Origin of the sequence: Aeromonas sp. XH, from assembly GCF_033348475.1 — a bacterium.
In the GTDB taxonomy this organism is placed as follows: domain Bacteria; phylum Pseudomonadota; class Gammaproteobacteria; order Enterobacterales; family Aeromonadaceae; genus Aeromonas; species Aeromonas sanarellii.
Genome location: NZ_CP137630.1, coordinates 2,197,507 through 2,214,015, shown reverse-complemented (window position 1 = coordinate 2,214,015; position 16,509 = coordinate 2,197,507). Strand labels below are relative to the sequence as shown.

16 protein-coding genes are annotated in these 16,509 nt (G+C 62.0%); 6 read left to right on the top strand and 10 right to left on the bottom strand.

The window, feature by feature from the left end:
* Positions 1–6: 6 nt before the first annotated feature.
* From uspE to ccoN, 10 genes are all read right to left on the bottom strand, one after another.
* Positions 7–954: a universal stress protein UspE gene (gene uspE, locus R2B70_RS10295; protein WP_209792386.1), complete on the bottom strand. Its 948-nt coding sequence runs from the start codon at positions 952–954 to the stop codon at positions 7–9.
* A 139-nt stretch (positions 955–1,093) separates the two neighbouring features.
* A complete protein-coding gene (locus R2B70_RS10290) occupies positions 1,094–1,849 on the bottom strand; it encodes an FNR family transcription factor (RefSeq protein ID WP_042076225.1) in 756 nt (251 codons plus the stop codon).
* A 68-nt stretch (positions 1,850–1,917) separates the two neighbouring features.
* The gene (locus tag R2B70_RS10285; RefSeq protein ID WP_318161388.1) at positions 1,918–2,604 is read right to left on the bottom strand and encodes a sulfite exporter TauE/SafE family protein; all 687 of its coding nucleotides are present in this window, start codon (positions 2,602–2,604) and stop codon (positions 1,918–1,920) included.
* Positions 2,588–2,788, bottom strand: a complete 201-nt coding sequence (gene ccoS / locus R2B70_RS10280; protein WP_318161387.1) for a cbb3-type cytochrome oxidase assembly protein CcoS — start codon at positions 2,786–2,788, stop codon at positions 2,588–2,590. Before ccoS ends, R2B70_RS10285 begins: the two co-directional genes overlap by 17 nt.
* 131 nt (positions 2,789–2,919) lie before the next feature.
* On the bottom strand, positions 2,920–5,316 hold the full coding sequence (locus R2B70_RS10275) for a heavy metal translocating P-type ATPase (RefSeq protein WP_318161386.1): 2,397 nt from the start codon (positions 5,314–5,316) through the stop codon (positions 2,920–2,922).
* Positions 5,317–5,404: 88 nt separating this feature from the next.
* Positions 5,405–5,893: a FixH family protein gene (locus R2B70_RS10270; RefSeq protein ID WP_318161385.1), complete on the bottom strand. Its 489-nt coding sequence runs from the start codon at positions 5,891–5,893 to the stop codon at positions 5,405–5,407.
* A gap of 125 nt (positions 5,894–6,018) precedes the next feature.
* On the bottom strand, positions 6,019–6,996 hold the full coding sequence (gene ccoP / locus R2B70_RS10265; RefSeq protein ID WP_042076230.1) for a cytochrome-c oxidase, cbb3-type subunit III: 978 nt from the start codon (positions 6,994–6,996) through the stop codon (positions 6,019–6,021).
* Positions 6,996–7,175 carry a CcoQ/FixQ family Cbb3-type cytochrome c oxidase assembly chaperone gene (locus tag R2B70_RS10260; RefSeq protein WP_042076232.1) on the bottom strand — a complete coding sequence of 60 codons (180 nt, stop codon included), beginning with the start codon at positions 7,173–7,175 and terminating at the stop codon, positions 6,996–6,998. Before R2B70_RS10260 ends, ccoP begins: the two co-directional genes overlap by 1 nt.
* 11 nt (positions 7,176–7,186) lie before the next feature.
* Entirely contained in the window at positions 7,187–7,801 is a 615-nt protein-coding gene (ccoO, locus tag R2B70_RS10255; RefSeq protein WP_042076233.1) for a cytochrome-c oxidase, cbb3-type subunit II, read from the bottom strand.
* Between the two features lie 18 nt (positions 7,802–7,819).
* Complete coding sequence (ccoN, locus tag R2B70_RS10250; protein WP_042076236.1) at positions 7,820–9,244, bottom strand: cytochrome-c oxidase, cbb3-type subunit I; 1,425 nt, start codon at positions 9,242–9,244, stop codon at positions 7,820–7,822.
* 279 nt (positions 9,245–9,523) lie between these two features.
* Between ccoN and R2B70_RS10245 the strand changes: the two genes are divergently transcribed.
* The 6 genes from R2B70_RS10245 to R2B70_RS10220 all read left to right on the top strand — a co-directional run bounded on the left by R2B70_RS10245 (position 9,524) and on the right by R2B70_RS10220 (position 16,377).
* A complete protein-coding gene (locus R2B70_RS10245) occupies positions 9,524–9,982 on the top strand; it encodes a hypothetical protein (protein WP_318161384.1) in 459 nt (152 codons plus the stop codon).
* Between the two features lie 111 nt (positions 9,983–10,093).
* Positions 10,094–10,552, top strand: coding sequence for a GAF domain-containing protein (locus R2B70_RS10240; protein WP_042076238.1), 459 nt, complete (start codon positions 10,094–10,096; stop codon positions 10,550–10,552).
* A gap of 102 nt (positions 10,553–10,654) precedes the next feature.
* Positions 10,655–11,299, top strand: coding sequence for an RNA chaperone ProQ (proQ, locus tag R2B70_RS10235; protein ID WP_042076240.1), 645 nt, complete (start codon positions 10,655–10,657; stop codon positions 11,297–11,299).
* Between the two features lie 8 nt (positions 11,300–11,307).
* Complete coding sequence (prc, locus tag R2B70_RS10230; protein ID WP_042076241.1) at positions 11,308–13,323, top strand: carboxy terminal-processing peptidase; 2,016 nt, start codon at positions 11,308–11,310, stop codon at positions 13,321–13,323.
* A gap of 138 nt (positions 13,324–13,461) precedes the next feature.
* The gene (pepN, locus tag R2B70_RS10225; RefSeq protein ID WP_318161383.1) at positions 13,462–16,083 is read left to right on the top strand and encodes an aminopeptidase N; all 2,622 of its coding nucleotides are present in this window, start codon (positions 13,462–13,464) and stop codon (positions 16,081–16,083) included.
* Between the two features lie 72 nt (positions 16,084–16,155).
* Positions 16,156–16,377, top strand: a complete 222-nt coding sequence (locus tag R2B70_RS10220; RefSeq protein WP_042076245.1) for a DUF2835 family protein — start codon at positions 16,156–16,158, stop codon at positions 16,375–16,377.
* Positions 16,378–16,509: the final 132 nt, after the last annotated feature.

Here is a 16,509-nt window from a genome sequence, read left to right as displayed (position 1 = left end):
AAACGCTTATGCGGTATGCCGCCTGTCATCCACCGGGCAGCTGTAATCGTCGGGCTTGAGGATGAGGATGTCGCAGTTGAGCCTGTCCACCACGTGCTCCGCCGTGTTGCCGAGCAGGGCGGCGGAGAGCCCGGTGCGACCGACGCAGCCCATGATCATCAGGGTGGCCTTGAGCTCGTCCGCCATGTCCGGCAGCACTTCTTCGGGGAGGCCTTCCGCCACCTTGGTCCACATGTGGTTGATGCCGAACTGATCGGCATGCTCCCTCAGCAGGTCTTCGTGATGCTTGCGAATGGCGTCGTTGTAGGCGTTGGGATCGAACTCGGGCAGCTCGATGGCCACGTTGACCGGGGTGCCCGGGTAGGTGTTGACCAGATAGAGGTTGGCGCCGAGCAGCTCGGCGATGGCGATCCCCTCGCGGGTGATGCGATCATTGAGGACCTTCTGCTCCTTGTCGTCGCTCGAGCAGTTGATGGCGGCGATGAGGCTGCCGCCCCGTTGCCAGTGACCCTCCTTCACCAGCAGGACAGGGCAGGGACACTTGCGCAGCAGGTGCCAGTCGGTCGGGGTGAAGATGAAGGTTTGCAGGAAGGAGTGCTTGTGGGTCGCCTTGACCACCAGATCGTGGCGCTGCTCCAGCACCTCCTGAATGACGCACTCGAAGGGACGATTGTGCCACAGGACCTTCACCTCGCACTCCACCCCCCTGTCTCGGTAAGGCTGGAGGATCTCGTCGAGCCACTCCCGACGTTGGGCGATGACGCCATGGCGCATCTCTTCCCGCTCGTCCGCCGACAGCATGGCAGTCATTTCATACGAGAAGTCGTAGATCGTCAGGAGCAGGGTCAGCTGGGCGCCCTGCTCCAGCTCGGCGACCTTGACCGCGCGTTCGAGGGCGATCTGGCGCTCCTCTTCCGGGTTGATCACCACCAGAATGTTTCGGTACTTGACCATGTTCTCCTCCTTGGCAAAAAGGCCAATGATGGCAACTCTTTAGCCATTACAGCTTAGTCCAAGGGGGGAGGCGGGAAGGTGTGCCGGATCAAATTTCAGGGCGAACAGATCCGGCTGAGAATGGAGTAGGCGGGGGAAATCAGCCGCAGGGGGGACGGGTAGCACCGGCCATGACGCCGAGGGCCACGTGATCCAGCACGGTAATGTACTTGCCCTTGACGCTGATGAGACCTGACTTCTGGAAGCGGCCGAGCAGACGGCTGATGGTCTCGACGGTGAGGCCGAGGTAGTTGCCGATGTCGCCCCGGGTCATGGAGAGGCGGAACTCCTTGGCGGAGAAGCCGCGCTCGGAGAAGCGCACCGACAGGTTGTGCAGGAAGGCGGCGAGGCGCTCCTCGGCGTTCTTCTTGGAGAGCAGCAGGATCATCTCCTGATCCCCCATGATCTCGTTGCTCATCAGGCGCATGATCTGCTGGCGCAGCTTGGGCATCTTGCCGGAGAGATCGTCGAGCACGTCGAACGGAATTTCGCACACCATGGCGGTTTCCAGTGCCTGGGCGAAGGAGGGGTGTGCCTGCTTGTGGATGGCGTCGAAACCGACCAGATCGCCGGCCAGGTGGAAGGCGGTGATCTGCTCGTCCCCCTGCTCGGTGATGGTGTATGACTTGATGGTCCCGGAACGGATGGCGTAGAGCGACTTCAGCTCGTCACCGGCCTTGAACAACTCTTCACCCTTCTGGATCGGCTTCTTGCGCTCGATGATACTGTCCAGCTGATCGAGCTCGTTGTCGTTCAGGGTGAAGGGGATGCAGAGCTGGCTGATGCTGCAATCCTGGCAATGAATTGCACAGCCACCGCTCTGAATACGTCTGCCAGGTTTCTTGTCCGGGATCATAGGCTCAAATGAATAATTGATTTATATCAAACAAGTTTACCACCATCTCATCCGTTTTGGATAGGGTTTCAAAAGGACGCCAGCCCGATCCAGAGGGTATGAAGTCCGTATGCCATGAGCAGCAAGGCGCCGCCCAGGCGCAGGCTGCGCAGGGTCAGCCAGTAACGCAGCCGATCAGCAAGCCCCCCCAGGGCAAACAGGGTTGGCAGGGTGCCGAGGCCGAAAAAGAGCATAATGAGTGCCCCGCCACCGGTCGAGCCTGCCGCCGCGCTCCAGGTCAGCATGGAGTAGACCAGGCCGCAGGGCAGCCAGCCCCATACCATGCCAAAGGGAAGGGCCTGCCAGGCCGATGTGAAGGGGATAAACTTGCCCGCCAGCGGCTTGATATGGGGCCATAGTCTGGCGCCCATGCGCTCCAGCAGCAGCACACCCTGCCACCAGCCGGCCAGATAGAGGCCGAGCGCTATCATCAGCAGGGCCGCAATGAGACGCAGCCCTGCCAGGGCGTGCCTGCCCGCACCCAGCTCGCTGGTGGTGGCCAGCAGCCCCCCCACCAAGGCGCCGGCGATCACGTAACTCAGGATCCGGCCGAGGTTGTAGTTGAGCAGATAGCCGAGCCGGCCCCAGAAGTGCTGCTTCCGGGCGGGAATGGCCATGGAGAGCGCGGCCGAGACGCCGCCGCACATGCCGATGCAGTGACCGGATCCCGCCAGCCCCACCAGCAGGGCCCCCATCAGATCAAGGCTGGTGGTCATGATGCTTGCCGTCCTCCTCTGGCGTCTTCTCCCGGGGGGCCGGCTGCTCCTCGTCAAACAGGATGTTGGAGCCCTGCCTGTCGAGATCCTCGAACTGCTCGGAGCGGATGGCCCAGAAGAAGACCACGCCCGCGATGATGACGAACAGGATGGCGATGGGGATGAGGACGAAGATGATGTTCATGATCTCTACCTTGGTGAAGGAGTCGCTTTGACGACTCGGCTCATGTTAACCCCGTTCGGGCCCAGAGCCAGCCGCCATTGGCGAGAAATGTGGCCCGCCACGCAGGCTGGCCGTTCAATCCATGGCCGGGATCAGCGATTGAGCCGCATGGAGTTGGTGACCACGATGAGGGAGCTTAAGGACATGCCTGCCGCCGCGAGATAGGGGGGCAGCCAGCCGCTCGCCGCCAGCGGCAGTACCAGCAGGTTGTAACCGATGGACCAGGCGAAGTTCTCCTTGATGATCTTGCGGGTGCGCAGCGCCAGGGTGCGGGCGGCCAGCAGGCGGGAGAGATCGTCCGCCAGCAGGATGGCGTCGGCGCTGTTCTTCGCCAGATCCGTGCCTCCCGCCATGGCGAAGGAGGCGTGGGCACCGGCCAGCACCGGGGCATCGTTGATGCCGTCCCCCACCATGATGCTGATATCCCCGGCCGCCTCCCGGGCCTTGAGGTAGGCCAGCTTGCCATCCGGGGTGACCCCCTTGACCAGCTCGTCGACTCCCAGCTCCCGGGCCAGCCTGTCGCTCTGGGCCGAGCCGTCACCGGTGAGTATGGTGGTCTGGAGACCGGCGGCCTGGAAGGCCTGGATCAGCGCCCTGGCATCCGGACGTAAGGTATCCGCGAGCACAAAGCGGGCCAAGGGCCCGTGCTCGTCGGCCAGGTAGATGGCCAACCCTTGTGCGGCATCCTGGTCATCAGCCAGCCCGATCCAGCGGGCGCTGCCGAGGCGATAAGGCTTGCCCGCTATCTTGCCCTCTATGCCGTGACCGATGACGGGAGTGACGTCGCTTGCAGCCGGCAGCACCCCGTCCACCACGGGCTGGTTGCGAAACGCGCGGGCGATGGGGTGTTCGGAGTAGGCCTCCAGGGCCTGGGCGATGGCCAGACACTGTGTCTCGTCGAGCTCGGCCAGCGTCCGAGTCTGCACCAGGCTGATGTTGCCCGTGGTCAGGGTGCCCGTCTTGTCCATCACCACCCGGTTGGCCTTGGTCAAGATGTCTAGCACATGGCCGCGGCGCAGCAAGATGCCGCTGCGGGTGAGATGGGCGGTGGCCGAGGTGAGCGCGGTCGGGGTGGCCAGCGACAGGGCGCAGGGGCAGGTCGCCACCAGCACCGCCAGAGTGACCCAGAAGGCGCGTTCGGGAGCGTGGAAGTGCCAGAAGGTCCAGACCAAGGCGGCAATCACCAGCAGCACCAGGATAAAGTGGCGGGATAGCACGTCTGCCAGCTGGGCGATGGCGGGTTTGTCGTCCAGCGCGTGATCCTGCAGGCGCATGATCTGGGCGAGGCGCGACTCCTCGATGGGGTGGCTGACCCGGATCTCCAGCGGCGCGTCCGTGTTGATGGTGCCGGCGTAGACGGGATCCCCCGCCTGCTTGAGCAGCGGCAACTGCTCGCCGGTCAGCATGGCCTCGTTGAGGCTGGCCTGACCCTGGAGAATGAGGCCGTCTGCAGGCAGGGTGGCACCGGCCAGCACCCGGACCCTGTCCCCGATCCGCAGCGTCTTGGCCGCCACCTCGCGCTCGCCATCGTCGTCGATCCGGGTGGCCATGACGGGGACCAGGCGCGCCAGGTTGGAGCTGGACTCCGACGCCTTGCGCCTGGCTCTCAGCTCGAGCAAGCGCCCCAGCAGCAGGAAGAAGACGAACATGGTGATGGAGTCGTAATAGACCTCGCCGGTGTTGAAGACGGTGGCCCAGAGGGAGGCGACGAAGGCTCCGATGAGGGCCAGCGACACCGAGACGTCCATGGAGAGGTGGCCCTGCTTCAGGCTGCGCCAGGCCCCCACATAGAAGGGCTGGGCCGAGTAGATCATGATGGGGGTGGAGAGCAGGAGGCTTATCCACTTGAAGTAGATCATGAACTCCTCCTCCACGCTGATGAAGAGGTCCATGTAGAGCGCCACGGCGCACATCATCACCTGCATGGAGCCGAGGCCGGCCAGCGCCATGCGGAACATGTAGCTGCGCACCTCGCGGGCGTAGAGCGCCTCCTGGCTGTGGGTCTGGAAGGGGTAGGCGCGGTAACCTATCTTGGCGAAGCCCTTGAGGATGTCGCTCAAGCTAAGCCTGTCCGGATCCCACTTGATGCGGGCGCGGTGGGTGGTGGTGTTGACGTTGACATAGTGCAGGCCAGAGAGCTTGCTCAAGTGGCGCTCGATAAGCCAGGCGCAGGCGGCGCAGGTCAGCCCCTCCACGGTGAGCTGGATCTCCCGCATTCGCTGGCTCCCCGTGCCCGTCTCGGTGACGAACTCCTGTTGCACCTCGGCAAGATCATAGTGGGTGAGGGCGGCCAGCTCGCTCGGCACCAGCTCCCCCTTGCTGCCCGGGGCGGTGCGGTGTTCGTAGTAACTGGCGAGGCCGCACTCGAGAATGGTCTGCGCCACGGCCTGGCAACCGGGGCAGCACATGGGCTGGACTATGCCTTTGATCTCTAGGGTAAAGTGATTGTCAGTGGGAACCGGTTCACCACAGTGAAAACAGCCGGTCATGGGCATGATCCCTCTTTGCTGCAGCCCTCGTGGGCAAGATAAGGGAGGAGGCTCGCATGCCGGGAGACGGCTGCTCCTCCTCCATGGTTCAACGTCCCTTGGGATCGAGTTCGACGGGGGCCCGGGTCGGCAGTTGTGTCGTCTCCTGCAGGCGCCATTCATGATTGAAGGCGTCGACCCGCACATGCCATTTGCCGGTGACGGGTTGCTCCAGCAGCAGGCGATAGACGCCGTTGCCATCCGCCGTCAGCAGGTGTTCGCTGTCCTGGCCCGCCAGGGTCGGATGAAACAGGGAGAGGCGCAGCGCCTGGCCGGGGGGAATGTCTCCCGACAGGGGTTTCAGGGTCAGCTCCTTGTCGCTGACCGAGAGGGCGATGCGGATGCCGAGGGCCTCGGCGCGATCGAACTTGCTGAGATCCTGGTTGATCTCCTTGCCCTGCTTGTAATAGTCCTCCGCCACCAGGTTGACACCGTCCTGGCTGGCGATGATGGCGGTGGCGATGCTGCCGATGACGGCGGCGCAGGGGAGGGCGATGATGAACCAGGGCCAGAATTGGCGATACCAGGGTTGGGACATGGTGCTACCGAAACCTATGATTAACAAGATGGAGGCTTTTCAGCCAACACAAGATAACAAAAAGCCTCGAAGAGTCGAGGCTTTTTGCTGAGTAATCACGTGCTTATCACATGTTACTGCTTATGTTACTGCGCCTGGTGGGACAAACTATAGACATAGGATGCCAGCAGGTGGACCTTGTCTTCACCCAGGATATCCTTCCAGGCCGGCATCACGCCGTGACGCCCGTGGGTGATGGTCTGCTCGACCACCTGACGGGAGCCGCCGTAGAGCCAGGTGTTGTTGGTGAGATCCGGCGCCCCGAAGGCGATGCCGCCCTTGGCATCCGGGCCGTGGCAGGCGGCGCACATGGCGAAGCGCGCCTCACCCTTCTTGGCTTCCACCAGATCCACCTTGCGGCCGGAGAGACTCAGCACGTAGGAGGCCACCTCCTTCACCCCGTCCTGACCCAGGATCTCGCCCCAGGCGGCCATGACCCCCTGACGACCGCCCATGATGGTGGTCTTGATCTGGTCGGGCTGGCCACCCCACTGCCATTCGCTGTCGGTCAGGTTCGGGAAGCCGCGACCACCGCGGGCATCGGAGCCGTGGCACTGGGAGCAGTTCTGCAGGAACAGGCGCTGACCCACCTTCAGGGCTTCAGGATCCTTGGCGATCTCGGTGATCTCCTTGTAGTTCTTGCCGTCCGCCTGATAGGTCAGCTCGCGGAACTTGGCGCCATAGACCTCGTCGGCCTTGGCAAGCTCACGGTCGTACTCCACCGCGCGCCCTTCGGCCTTGGCAGACTCGGCTGCAGCCTTGGACTCGGCCAGCGAGCGAACGTCCTGGTTGGAGCTCTGCCAGCCCAGCAGACCCTTGAAATTGCCAAGGCCCGGGAAGGCGAGCAGGTAGATGAGCCCGGTGACGATGAAGAAGAGGAACATATAGGACCACCACTTCGGCAACGGGTTGTTGATCTCCTCGATGCCGTCGAAGGCGTGGCCCATGGGCTTGCCCTCTTCGGTTCCCATCTTGTCTCTCATGCACCAGGCCAGCAGCAGGAAGCAGCCGAGAATGGTGCCAAGACTGATGACGGTCACAAAAATGCTAAACAGAGTGCTCATTATTGCTTCGCTCCTGCGTTCTTGTTATCAGCACTGGGTTGCTCGTCGTCGGCAAAGACCAGGTTGGCGGCCTCGTCGAAGGAGGCCTTGCGGCGCTTGCTGTAGGCCCAGACGATGATGCCGATCATGATGGCCATCAACAGCAGGGTGTACAGGCCGCGGAAGGTGCCGTAATCCATATTTCGACTCCTTATTTCAGGGCATGACCCAGTGATTGCAGATAGGCCACCAGGGCATCCAGCTCCGTCTTGCCCTTGACCGCGTCGCCCGCGCCCTGGATATCGGCATCCGTGTAGGGCACGCCGAAGTGATCCCGGAACAGGGCCAGCTTCTTGCCGGTCAGCTCGCCGCTCAGCACGTTGGTCTCGAGCCAGGGGAAGGCAGGCATGTTGGACTCGGGCACCACGTCGCGCGGGTTGATGAGGTGGGCACGGTGCCAGTCATCGGAGTAGCGGCCGCCGACCCGGGCCAGATCCGGACCGGTACGCTTGGAGCCCCACAGGAAGGGGTGCTCCCACACGCTCTCGCCAGCGACCGAGTAGTGGCCGTAGCGCTCGGTTTCGGCGCGGAACGGGCGGATCATCTGGCTGTGGCAGACGTTGCACCCTTCGCGGATGAAGATGTCGCGCCCTTCCATCTGCAGGGCGGTGTAGGGCTTGAGGCCCTCCACCGGCTCAGTGGTCTGCTTCTGGAAGAACAGCGGGGTGATCTCGACCAGGCCCCCCAGGCTGATGGCAAAGATGATGCCGACCACCAGCATGGGAACGCTCTTTTCAAAAATTTCGTGACGGTTGTTGTTGCTCATGCGTTAGACCCCTTCAAATCAGGCTGGCTGTGCGACGGGTTCCAGGGAACCCTTGGGCGCAGTGACGGTGCGATAGGCGTTGTAGGCCATCAGCAGCATGCCGGTGACGAAGAAGCAGCCACCCAGGAAGCGCACGAAGTAGAAGGGATAAGAGGCCTGCAACGCCTCCACGAAGCTGTAGGTCAGGGTGCCGTCGTCGTTGACCGCACGCCACATCAGACCCTGCATCACCCCGGAAATCCACATGGCGACGATGTAGAGCACGGTGCCCACGGTCGCCAGCCAGAAGTGGACGTTGATGAGCTTGATGCTGTACATGCGGCCCTGGCCGAACAGGTTCGGGATCAGGTGGTACACGGCGCCGATGGACACCATGGCAACCCAGCCCAAGGCACCGGAGTGAACGTGACCGATTGTCCAGTCGGTGTAGTGGGAGAGGGCGTTGACCGTCTTGATCGCCATCATGGGGCCTTCGAAGGTGGACATGCCGTAGAACGACAGGGACACGATCAGGAAGCGCAGTATGGGGTCATAGCGCAGCTTGTGCCAGGCACCCGACAGGGTCATGATGCCGTTGATCATGCCGCCCCAGGAGGGGACGAACAGGATGAGGGACATCACCATGCCCAGCGACTGGGCCCAGTCGGGCAGGGCGGTGTAGTGCAGGTGGTGCGGACCGGCCCAGATATAGAGGGAGATCAGCGCCCAGAAGTGCACGATGGAGAGGCGGTAGGAGTAGACAGGGCGGCCCGCCTGCTTGGGCACGAAGTAGTACATCATCCCAAGGAAGCCTGCGGTCAGCAGGAAGCCCACCGCGTTGTGGCCATACCACCACTGCACCATGGCATCCATGGCGCCGGAGTACATGGAGTAGGACTTCATGCCGGACAGCGGCACTTCCATGTTGTTGACGATGTGCAGCACGGCCACCGTGATGATGAAGGCACCGAAGAACCAGTTCGCCACATAGATGTGGGAGGTGGTGCGCTTGGCCAGGGTGCCAAAGAAGACGATGGCGTAGCTGACCCAGACCACGGCGATGGCGATGTCGATGGGCCACTCCAGTTCGGCGTACTCCTTGGAGGTGGTGTACCCGAGCGGGAGGGAGATGGCGGCCGAGAGGATGATCGCCTGCCAGCCCCAGAACACGAAGGAGGCGAGCGGGCCACCGAACAGTCGGGTCTGGCAGGTGCGCTGCACCACGTAGAAGGAGGTGGCCATCAGCGCGCTCACGCCGAACGCGAAGATGACCGCGTTGGTGTGCAGGGGACGCAGGCGGCTGTAGGTCAGCCAGGGGGTATCGAAGTTGAGGGCAGGCCAGATCAACTGGGCTGCAATCAGTACACCCACCGACATACCGACAATTCCCCAGACGATCGTCATGACGGTGAACTGGCGCACAACGGTGTAGTTGTACTCAGGGTGGTTTGTTGTATGGCTCATCGTTGTATTCCGCTTCCGATGCTGTTGTTTGTCGTGCCCGGTGTGCTGGGCCATTTTCACCCCTGTTTTGCAAAATCCTCTCGTTAACATCTGTTAATAAAAGGAAAAGCAAAAGGTGGTTAAATGAAAATTCATTGGGAATGATACTGAAGTGACCAGTAAAATAACAGTACAAACAGTGATATATTTGGCTCCAGCGGGTCTGGTGTCCGCCAGTTTTTACCTTGCGCCAGATCACGAAAATCGCATTTTCAAAGTACCTTACAGGGCTGTTTTTTCATGAAAGAGAGACTCACTTCACGCAAAATCGGGCACTTGACCTTGGTGCTGGCCATTTTGCTCTCCCTGATGGCTTATCGGACCTGGTTTTCGGGCCCCCAAAGCGCGAAATCGGAGGAAACAAATGATCAGATTTGTGATCTGTCCCACAGCCCCTGTCCCCTGCTTGTCGGCGATGCGCCCCTGACGGCCAGCGTCGACGGCCTGCCGATCCGTCCTGAACATGACTTTGTCTTGCGCCTTCAGGGAGGTCATCCGGCCATCACACCGGTCACATCCTGGCTGGAGGGAAAGGAGATGTTCATGGGACGGATCCCGGTGCAATTTGAGGCCGGCAACGGGGGCTGGCAGGGAACGACCCAGGTGGGGAGCTGCACCACGGAGACAATGGACTGGTTGCTCAATATCGAGTGGAGCAATGGCCAGCGCCAGCAGCTGGCGCTCTCCGTCGCCCGCTGACCGGAGAGAACCTCAGGTGCCCCGGGAGGGGGGAGAAGTGAAAATTGATTTGAATTTTTCAGGCAGGACGGTACCTTGCATTCACTATCAAGGAGTGAAGCTCATTTAATCATGACTGAAAAACAAGCATTTTATCGCACCCTCAACCAGCAGGCCCAGGCATTGCTGGAGGGGGAGCCCGATCTGATCGCCACCCTGGCGAACCTCTCCGCCCTGCTCAACCAGGAGCTGACCGACATCAACTGGGTCGGCTTCTACCTGCTGCAGGGGGAGACCCTGGTGCTGGGGCCCTTCCAGGGCAAGCCCGCCTGCGTGCGCATTCCGGTCGGGCGTGGCGTCTGTGGCACCGCGGTCGCCGAGGGCAGGACCCAGCTGGTGGACGACGTGCACCAGTTTGCGGGTCACATCGCCTGTGACGGTGCCAGCAACTCGGAGATCGTGATCCCCCTTCGCCGCGCAGGCGAGATCATCGGGGTGCTGGATATCGATAGCCCAATCTTTAACCGTTTCGACGAGCAGGACCGCATCGGCCTCGAAGAAACGGTGCAAATTTTGGAAAGCATGCTCTAAGTCATTGCTAGATGGTTCGCAAAAGGTCCCAAGCTCTCTATAATGGGGCCTTTGTTGTGTTCGGGGCTGCCCCGTGCGTCTATATGAAAGCCAAGGTTATACATGGAAAACACTGAAAAGCTGAAGAACAGTAAAGAGATCGTCGCCTACCTGGTCGAGAAATTCCCGGCCTGCTTCATCGCCGAAGGAGAGGCCAAGCCGCTCAAGATTGGCATCTTCCAGGATCTGGCTGCGCGTCTTGCCGACGACGAGAGAGTCTCCAAGACCATGCTGCGCTCTGCTCTGCGTCAATACACCTCCAGCTGGCGTTACCTGCATGGCCTCAAGGCTGGCCAGGCCCGTGTCGATCTGGACGGCAACCCGGGTGAACTGCTGACAGAAGAGCACATCGAACACGCCAAGCAGGCCCTCAAGGAGAGCAAGGAGCGTGTCTTTGCCAGCCGCCGCACCAACACCAAAGAGAAGGAAGACAAGCCCAAGCAGCCTCGTCGTCCCGCTCCGCGCAAGGCTGAGGCCGCTGCCAAATCCGGCAAGCCGAAAGTGGCGCCCAAGGCGGCTCCCGTTGCCGACGAAGCCCCTCTGGTCAAGGTGGATGCCGCGACCCTGAAAGTGGAACAGGGTGTGCGCGTCGTGCTCGGCAAGTCTCCCGTGCCTGCCACCATCAAGGAAGTGACCAAGGATGACGTACAGGTTCAATTGCAGACCGGCATGATGTTGCGGGTCAAGTTCGAGCATCTGGTTCTCTAAGGAGACGAATGTTGAAGCATGGCGTGATTCGTTTTTCCCTCGTTGCCTGTAGCCTGGCGCTTGCCGGGCTCGCACAGGCCATCGAGCCGGTGCTCAAGGAAAGTGATTTGCCTGTGTTGGCTCAGGAGAGCCAACATGCTACGGCCAGCAAGCGAATTGCCAATCTGTTTACCCGCTCCCACTACAAACAGTTCAAGCTGGACGATGCCTTTTCCTCCGTGGTCTTCGACAAGTACCTGGAGAATCTGGACTACAGCCGCAACCTGTTTTTGGCCTCTGACATCAGCCGTTTTGAAAAGTACCGTACCGGCTTTGACACCGACCTCGAGAGAGGGCGGCTGGCGCCGGCCTACGAGATGTTCAACCTGAGTCAGCAGCGGCGTTACGAGCGGTTCGAATACGCCCTCAAACTGCTCGACACTCCCTTCGATTTTACCCAGCAGGACGACTACGTCTTCGATCGGGAAGGGGCTCCCTGGCCCAAGGATGAAGCCGAGCTCGACGAGCTGTGGCGCCAGCGGGTCAAGTTCGATGCCCTGAGCCTCAAGCTCAGCGGCAAGGAGTGGCCCGAGATCAAGGAACTGCTTGGCAAGCGTTACAACAACGCCATCAAGCGGATGTCCCAGACCGAGAGCGAGGACGTGTTCCAGCTCTTCATGAACTCCTTCGCCCGTGCCATCGAGCCGCATACCAGCTACCTGTCGCCGCGCAGCGCCGATCGCTTCAACACCGAGATGAACCTCTCGCTGGAAGGGATCGGGGCCGTGCTGCAGGCGGAAGATGACTTCACCGTCATTCGCTCCCTGGTGCCCGGCGGCCCGGCGGCCAAGTCCAACCACCTGAAGCCCGATGACAAGATCACCGGGGTGGGACAGGACGACGGCAAGATCGTCGATGTGATCGGCTGGCGTCTGGACGACGTGGTCGAGCTCATCAAGGGCCCGAAAGGCAGCAAGGTGAAGCTGGAGATCCAGCGCGGCAAGGGCGCCAGCGCCAAGACCGAGCTGGTGGAGCTGACCCGCGACAAGGTGCGCCTGGAAGACAGGGCCGCCAAGTCCAAGGTGATCACCGCCGAAGGCAAGAAGATAGGGGTGCTCGAGATCCCGAGCTTCTACGTCAACCTGCACGACGACGTGATCAAGGAGCTCTCCAGCCTCAACAAGCAGAAGATCGACGGTCTCATCGTGGATCTGCGCGGCAACGGCGGCGGTGCCCTGACGGAAGCCTCGGCCCTGAGCGGTCTCTTCTTCACGAGCGGTCCCGTGGTACAGATCCGTGATCACATGGGTCGCATCACCGTCAACGGCGACGACGACGGCAACGTCTATTACGGCGGCCCCATGTCGGTGATGATCGACCGCTACAGCGCCTCGGCCTCCGAGATCTTCGCCGCCGCCATGCAGGACTACGGTCGCGCCCTGATCCTCGGCGAGAACTCGTTCGGCAAGGGCACGGTGCAGCAGCATCGCAGCCTGGCCAAGGTCTACGACTTCTACGAGCAGCCGCTCGGTCACGTGCAGTACACCATCGCCAAGTTCTACCGCATCGACGGCGGCAGTACCCAGAATAAGGGGGTGGCACCGGACATCGCCTTCCCCACGGCGGTGGCACCGGACGAGACGGGGGAGAGCCGCGAGTTCAACGCCCTGCCCTGGGACAAGATCGCCTCGGCCAGCTACGAGCGGCTGGGTGACTTCTCCCGCCTGCTGCCCAGGTTGAAGACGGCCCACGAGGCGCGGATTGCCAAGGATCCCGAGTTCGCCTACGTGCTGCAGGACATCAAGGAGTATCAGGTGGACAAGGACAAGAAGTCGGTCTCCCTGAATGAAGCCGTGCGGCTGGACGAGCAGGCCACGCAGGACGAGAAGGCGCTGGTGCGAGCCAACGAGCGACTGGCCCGTCTTGGCAAGCCGGCGGTGAAGAGCCTGGATGAGCTGCCCACCGACTTCGAGGCGCCCGACGAGTATCAGGTCGAAGCGGCGAACATCACCGCGGATCTGGCGACCCTCAGCAAGCAGGGCTGATCCTCGGCAGCGGTATCCGCAGTCTACAAGGGCGACGTTGGTCGCCCTTTCTTTTGCCTGAATGCAAACTATTTGACCCTGCCGATCCGTTGTGACAGCCTCTGACACGTCGATAACAAAGCGTGGAAGCACACAATAATGACCGATCACTCCCAGGCCATGACGGCCAAATACCGCCAGGACTACCGGGCGCCCCTCTACTGGTGCGACAGCATCGATCTCGATTTCCAGTTGCAGGAGCCCCTGACCCGGGTCACCGCCATCTCCCGACTGCGTCGCAGCGGCGATCACAACGAGCCGCTGGTGCTGGACGGCGAGGGACTCACCCTCGTCAGCGTCAACGTGGACGGCGTGCCCTATCAGCAATACGAGCAGGGAGAGGGCAGCCTGACCCTGTTCAACCTGCCCGCCGAGTGCGTGCTGACCCTGGTCACCGACATCGATCCCGCCGCCAACACGGCGCTGGAGGGGCTCTACAAGTCCGGCGACGCCTACTGCACCCAGTGCGAGGCGGAGGGCTTTCGTCGCATCACCTATTACATGGACAGGCCGGACATCCTGGCCCGTTACAGCACCCGCATCAGCGCCGACAAGGCCAAGTACCCCTATCTGCTCTCCAACGGCAACAAGGTGGCGAGCGGCGATCTGGAGGGTGGCCGCCACTTCGTGCAGTGGCAGGATCCCTTCCCCAAGCCCAGCTACCTGTTTGCCCTGGTGGCCGGTGACTTCGACGTGGAGCGCAACCATTACGTCACCCGGAGCGGTCGCAAGGTGGCCCTCGAGATCTTCGTGGACAAGGGCAACCTGGACCGCGCCGGTTTCGCCATGGAGAGCCTCATCAAGTCCATGCGCTGGGACGAACAGCGCTTCGGCCTCGAGTATGACCTCGACATCTACATGATCGTGGCGGTGGACTTCTTCAACATGGGCGCCATGGAGAACAAGGGGCTCAACATCTTCAACTCCAAGTTCGTGCTGGCCAACCCGGCCACCGCCACCGACGCCGACTACCACGGCATCGAGCGGGTGATCGCCCACGAATACTTCCACAACTGGACCGGCAACCGCGTCACCTGCCGCGACTGGTTCCAGCTCAGCCTGAAAGAGGGGCTGACGGTGTTCCGGGATCAGGAGTTCTCCTCCGATCTGGGTTCGCGCGGCGTCAACCGCATCAACAACGTGCGCACCGTGCGCGGCCCGCAGTTTGCCGAAGACGCGGGCCCCATGGCGCACCCCATCCGCCCGGATGTGGTGATCGAGATGAACAACTTCTACACCCTGACCGTCTACGAGAAGGGCTCGGAAGTGATCCGCATGATGCATACCCTGCTGGGCGAGGCCGCCTTCCAGGCAGGGATGAAGCTCTATTTCGAGCGCCACGATGGCTCGGCCGCCACCTGCGACGACTTCGTGCAGGCGATGGAAGACGCCTCCGGGGTGGATCTCGGCCGCTTCCGCCGCTGGTACAGCCAGTCCGGCACCCCTGAGCTGACCGTGACCGACGAGTACGATGCCGCCAGCGGCGTCTACCGCCTCCATGTGCGTCAGCACACCCCGCCGACCCAGGATCAGCCGCAAAAGCTGCCACTGCACATTCCCCTCGATATCGAGCTGTACGACGAGCAGGGGACCGTGATCCCGCTGCAATATCGGGGGGAGGCCATCGGCAATGTGCTGAACGTGCTGGAAGAAGAGCAGACCTTCGTGTTCGATCGGGTTCCGGTCAAGCCGGTGCCCTCATTGCTGCGGGACTTCTCGGCGCCGGTCAAGCTGCACTTTGATTACAGCGACGAGGCGCTCGCCTTCCTGATGCGCCATGCCCGCAACGAGTTTGCCCGCTGGGACGCGGCCCAGATGCTGGTCAACAAGGCGGTGATCGCCGGGGTGGCCCGGGTGCAGCAGGGGCAGGAGGTGCAACTCTCCGGGGCGCTGCTCGGTGCCTTCGTCGCCATCTTCGACGACGCCGCGCTGGACCCGGCCCTCAAGGCGGAGATCCTGGCGCTGCCGGGGGAGGCGACCCTGGCCGAGCTGTTCGAGGTGGCGGACATCGACGCCATCCATCGGGTGCGCAATGCCATCCATGACCAACTGGCCGAGGCCTTCGGTGCCCGGCTGGCCAGCACCTATGAGGGGCAGCGCCTGACGGGCTATCGGGTGACCCATGCCGACACCGCCAGGCGTGCCCTCAAGGCCGTGGTGCTCGGCTATCTGGCGGCCCTGGATCCAGAGCAGGCCGATGCCCTGGTGCGGGAGCAGTACCAGGGGGCCGACAATATGACCGACACCCTGGCGGCCTTGCAGGTGGCCAACGCTCATCTGCTGCCATGTCGCGCCGCACTGATGGCCGACTTCGAAGGCAAGTGGGCCCATGACGGCCTGGTGCTGGACAACTGGCTGCGTCTGGTGGGCAGCAAGCCCGCCGCCGATGTGCTCGGCGACGTGAAGCAGGCGATGGCGCACCCCACCTTCAGCATCCGCAACCCGAACCGGCTGCGGGCGCTCGTCGGCAGTTTCGCCACGAACCAGGTACAGTTCCACGCCGTGGACGGCAGCGGCTACCGCTTCCTGACCGATCTCCTGATCGAGCTCAACGAGGTCAATCCCCAGGTGGCGTCCCGCCTCATCACCCCGCTCATCCAGTTCAAGCGGCTTGACGAGGGGCGCAAGGCGCTCATTCGCACCGAGCTGACCCGTCTGGCCAGGCTGGACGGGCTGGCGCGGGATCTGTTCGAGAAGGTGAGCAAGGCGCTGGCGCAGTAAGCCCATCGGCAGCGGGCAGGGGAGCCAGGCTCTCCTGCCCGTTTTTCATGACTATTCCCGGGAGGAGGGAAAATGCGGCAATACACCTTTCGGCTGGCCCTCGGGCGCGACGAGATCATGCTGATGTACCAGGGGCACGTCAGGCGGCTGGTGGTGCGCACCGAGCAGGGCCTGACCCTGGAGCTGGGGTTGGAGAAGCTGCGCGGCTTCGTGTCGGACAGCGGTGTATACGGCTACTTTCGGCTGAAAACCCAGGACGATCATCGCTTCATTTCTCTGGAACGCATAAATTAACAAAAGTTGAACATTATTCCGGGTAAATATCTGCTTTAAGTCACTATCTATCCGGTAAATTCCTCAGCATCCAGTGTGATTTTCTAAAATTTGCCGACTTGGCAAAATTTATCACAACCCAAGCCGTGATCT

Excerpts from the sequence above, each read along its gene's own strand:
- uspE (WP_209792386.1), bottom strand. The coding sequence starts at position 954 with ATGGTCAAGTACCGAAACATTCTGGTGGTGATCAACCCGGAAGAGGAG.
- R2B70_RS10290 (WP_042076225.1), bottom strand. The coding sequence starts at position 1,849 with ATGATCCCGGACAAGAAACCTGGCAGACGTATTCAGAGCGGTGGCTGT.
- R2B70_RS10285 (WP_318161388.1), bottom strand. The coding sequence starts at position 2,604 with ATGACCACCAGCCTTGATCTGATGGGGGCCCTGCTGGTGGGGCTGGCG.
- ccoS (WP_318161387.1), bottom strand. The coding sequence starts at position 2,788 with ATGAACATCATCTTCGTCCTCATCCCCATCGCCATCCTGTTCGTCATC.
- R2B70_RS10275 (WP_318161386.1), bottom strand. The coding sequence starts at position 5,316 with ATGACCGGCTGTTTTCACTGTGGTGAACCGGTTCCCACTGACAATCAC.
- R2B70_RS10270 (WP_318161385.1), bottom strand. The coding sequence starts at position 5,893 with ATGTCCCAACCCTGGTATCGCCAATTCTGGCCCTGGTTCATCATCGCC.
- ccoP (WP_042076230.1), bottom strand. The coding sequence starts at position 6,996 with ATGAGCACTCTGTTTAGCATTTTTGTGACCGTCATCAGTCTTGGCACC.
- R2B70_RS10260 (WP_042076232.1), bottom strand. The coding sequence starts at position 7,175 with ATGGATTACGGCACCTTCCGCGGCCTGTACACCCTGCTGTTGATGGCC.
- ccoO (WP_042076233.1), bottom strand. The coding sequence starts at position 7,801 with ATGAGCAACAACAACCGTCACGAAATTTTTGAAAAGAGCGTTCCCATG.
- ccoN (WP_042076236.1), bottom strand. The coding sequence starts at position 9,244 with ATGAGCCATACAACAAACCACCCTGAGTACAACTACACCGTTGTGCGC.
- R2B70_RS10245 (WP_318161384.1), top strand. The coding sequence starts at position 9,524 with ATGAAAGAGAGACTCACTTCACGCAAAATCGGGCACTTGACCTTGGTG.
- R2B70_RS10240 (WP_042076238.1), top strand. The coding sequence starts at position 10,094 with ATGACTGAAAAACAAGCATTTTATCGCACCCTCAACCAGCAGGCCCAG.
- proQ (WP_042076240.1), top strand. The coding sequence starts at position 10,655 with ATGGAAAACACTGAAAAGCTGAAGAACAGTAAAGAGATCGTCGCCTAC.
- prc (WP_042076241.1), top strand. The coding sequence starts at position 11,308 with ATGTTGAAGCATGGCGTGATTCGTTTTTCCCTCGTTGCCTGTAGCCTG.
- pepN (WP_318161383.1), top strand. The coding sequence starts at position 13,462 with ATGACCGATCACTCCCAGGCCATGACGGCCAAATACCGCCAGGACTAC.
- R2B70_RS10220 (WP_042076245.1), top strand. The coding sequence starts at position 16,156 with ATGCGGCAATACACCTTTCGGCTGGCCCTCGGGCGCGACGAGATCATG.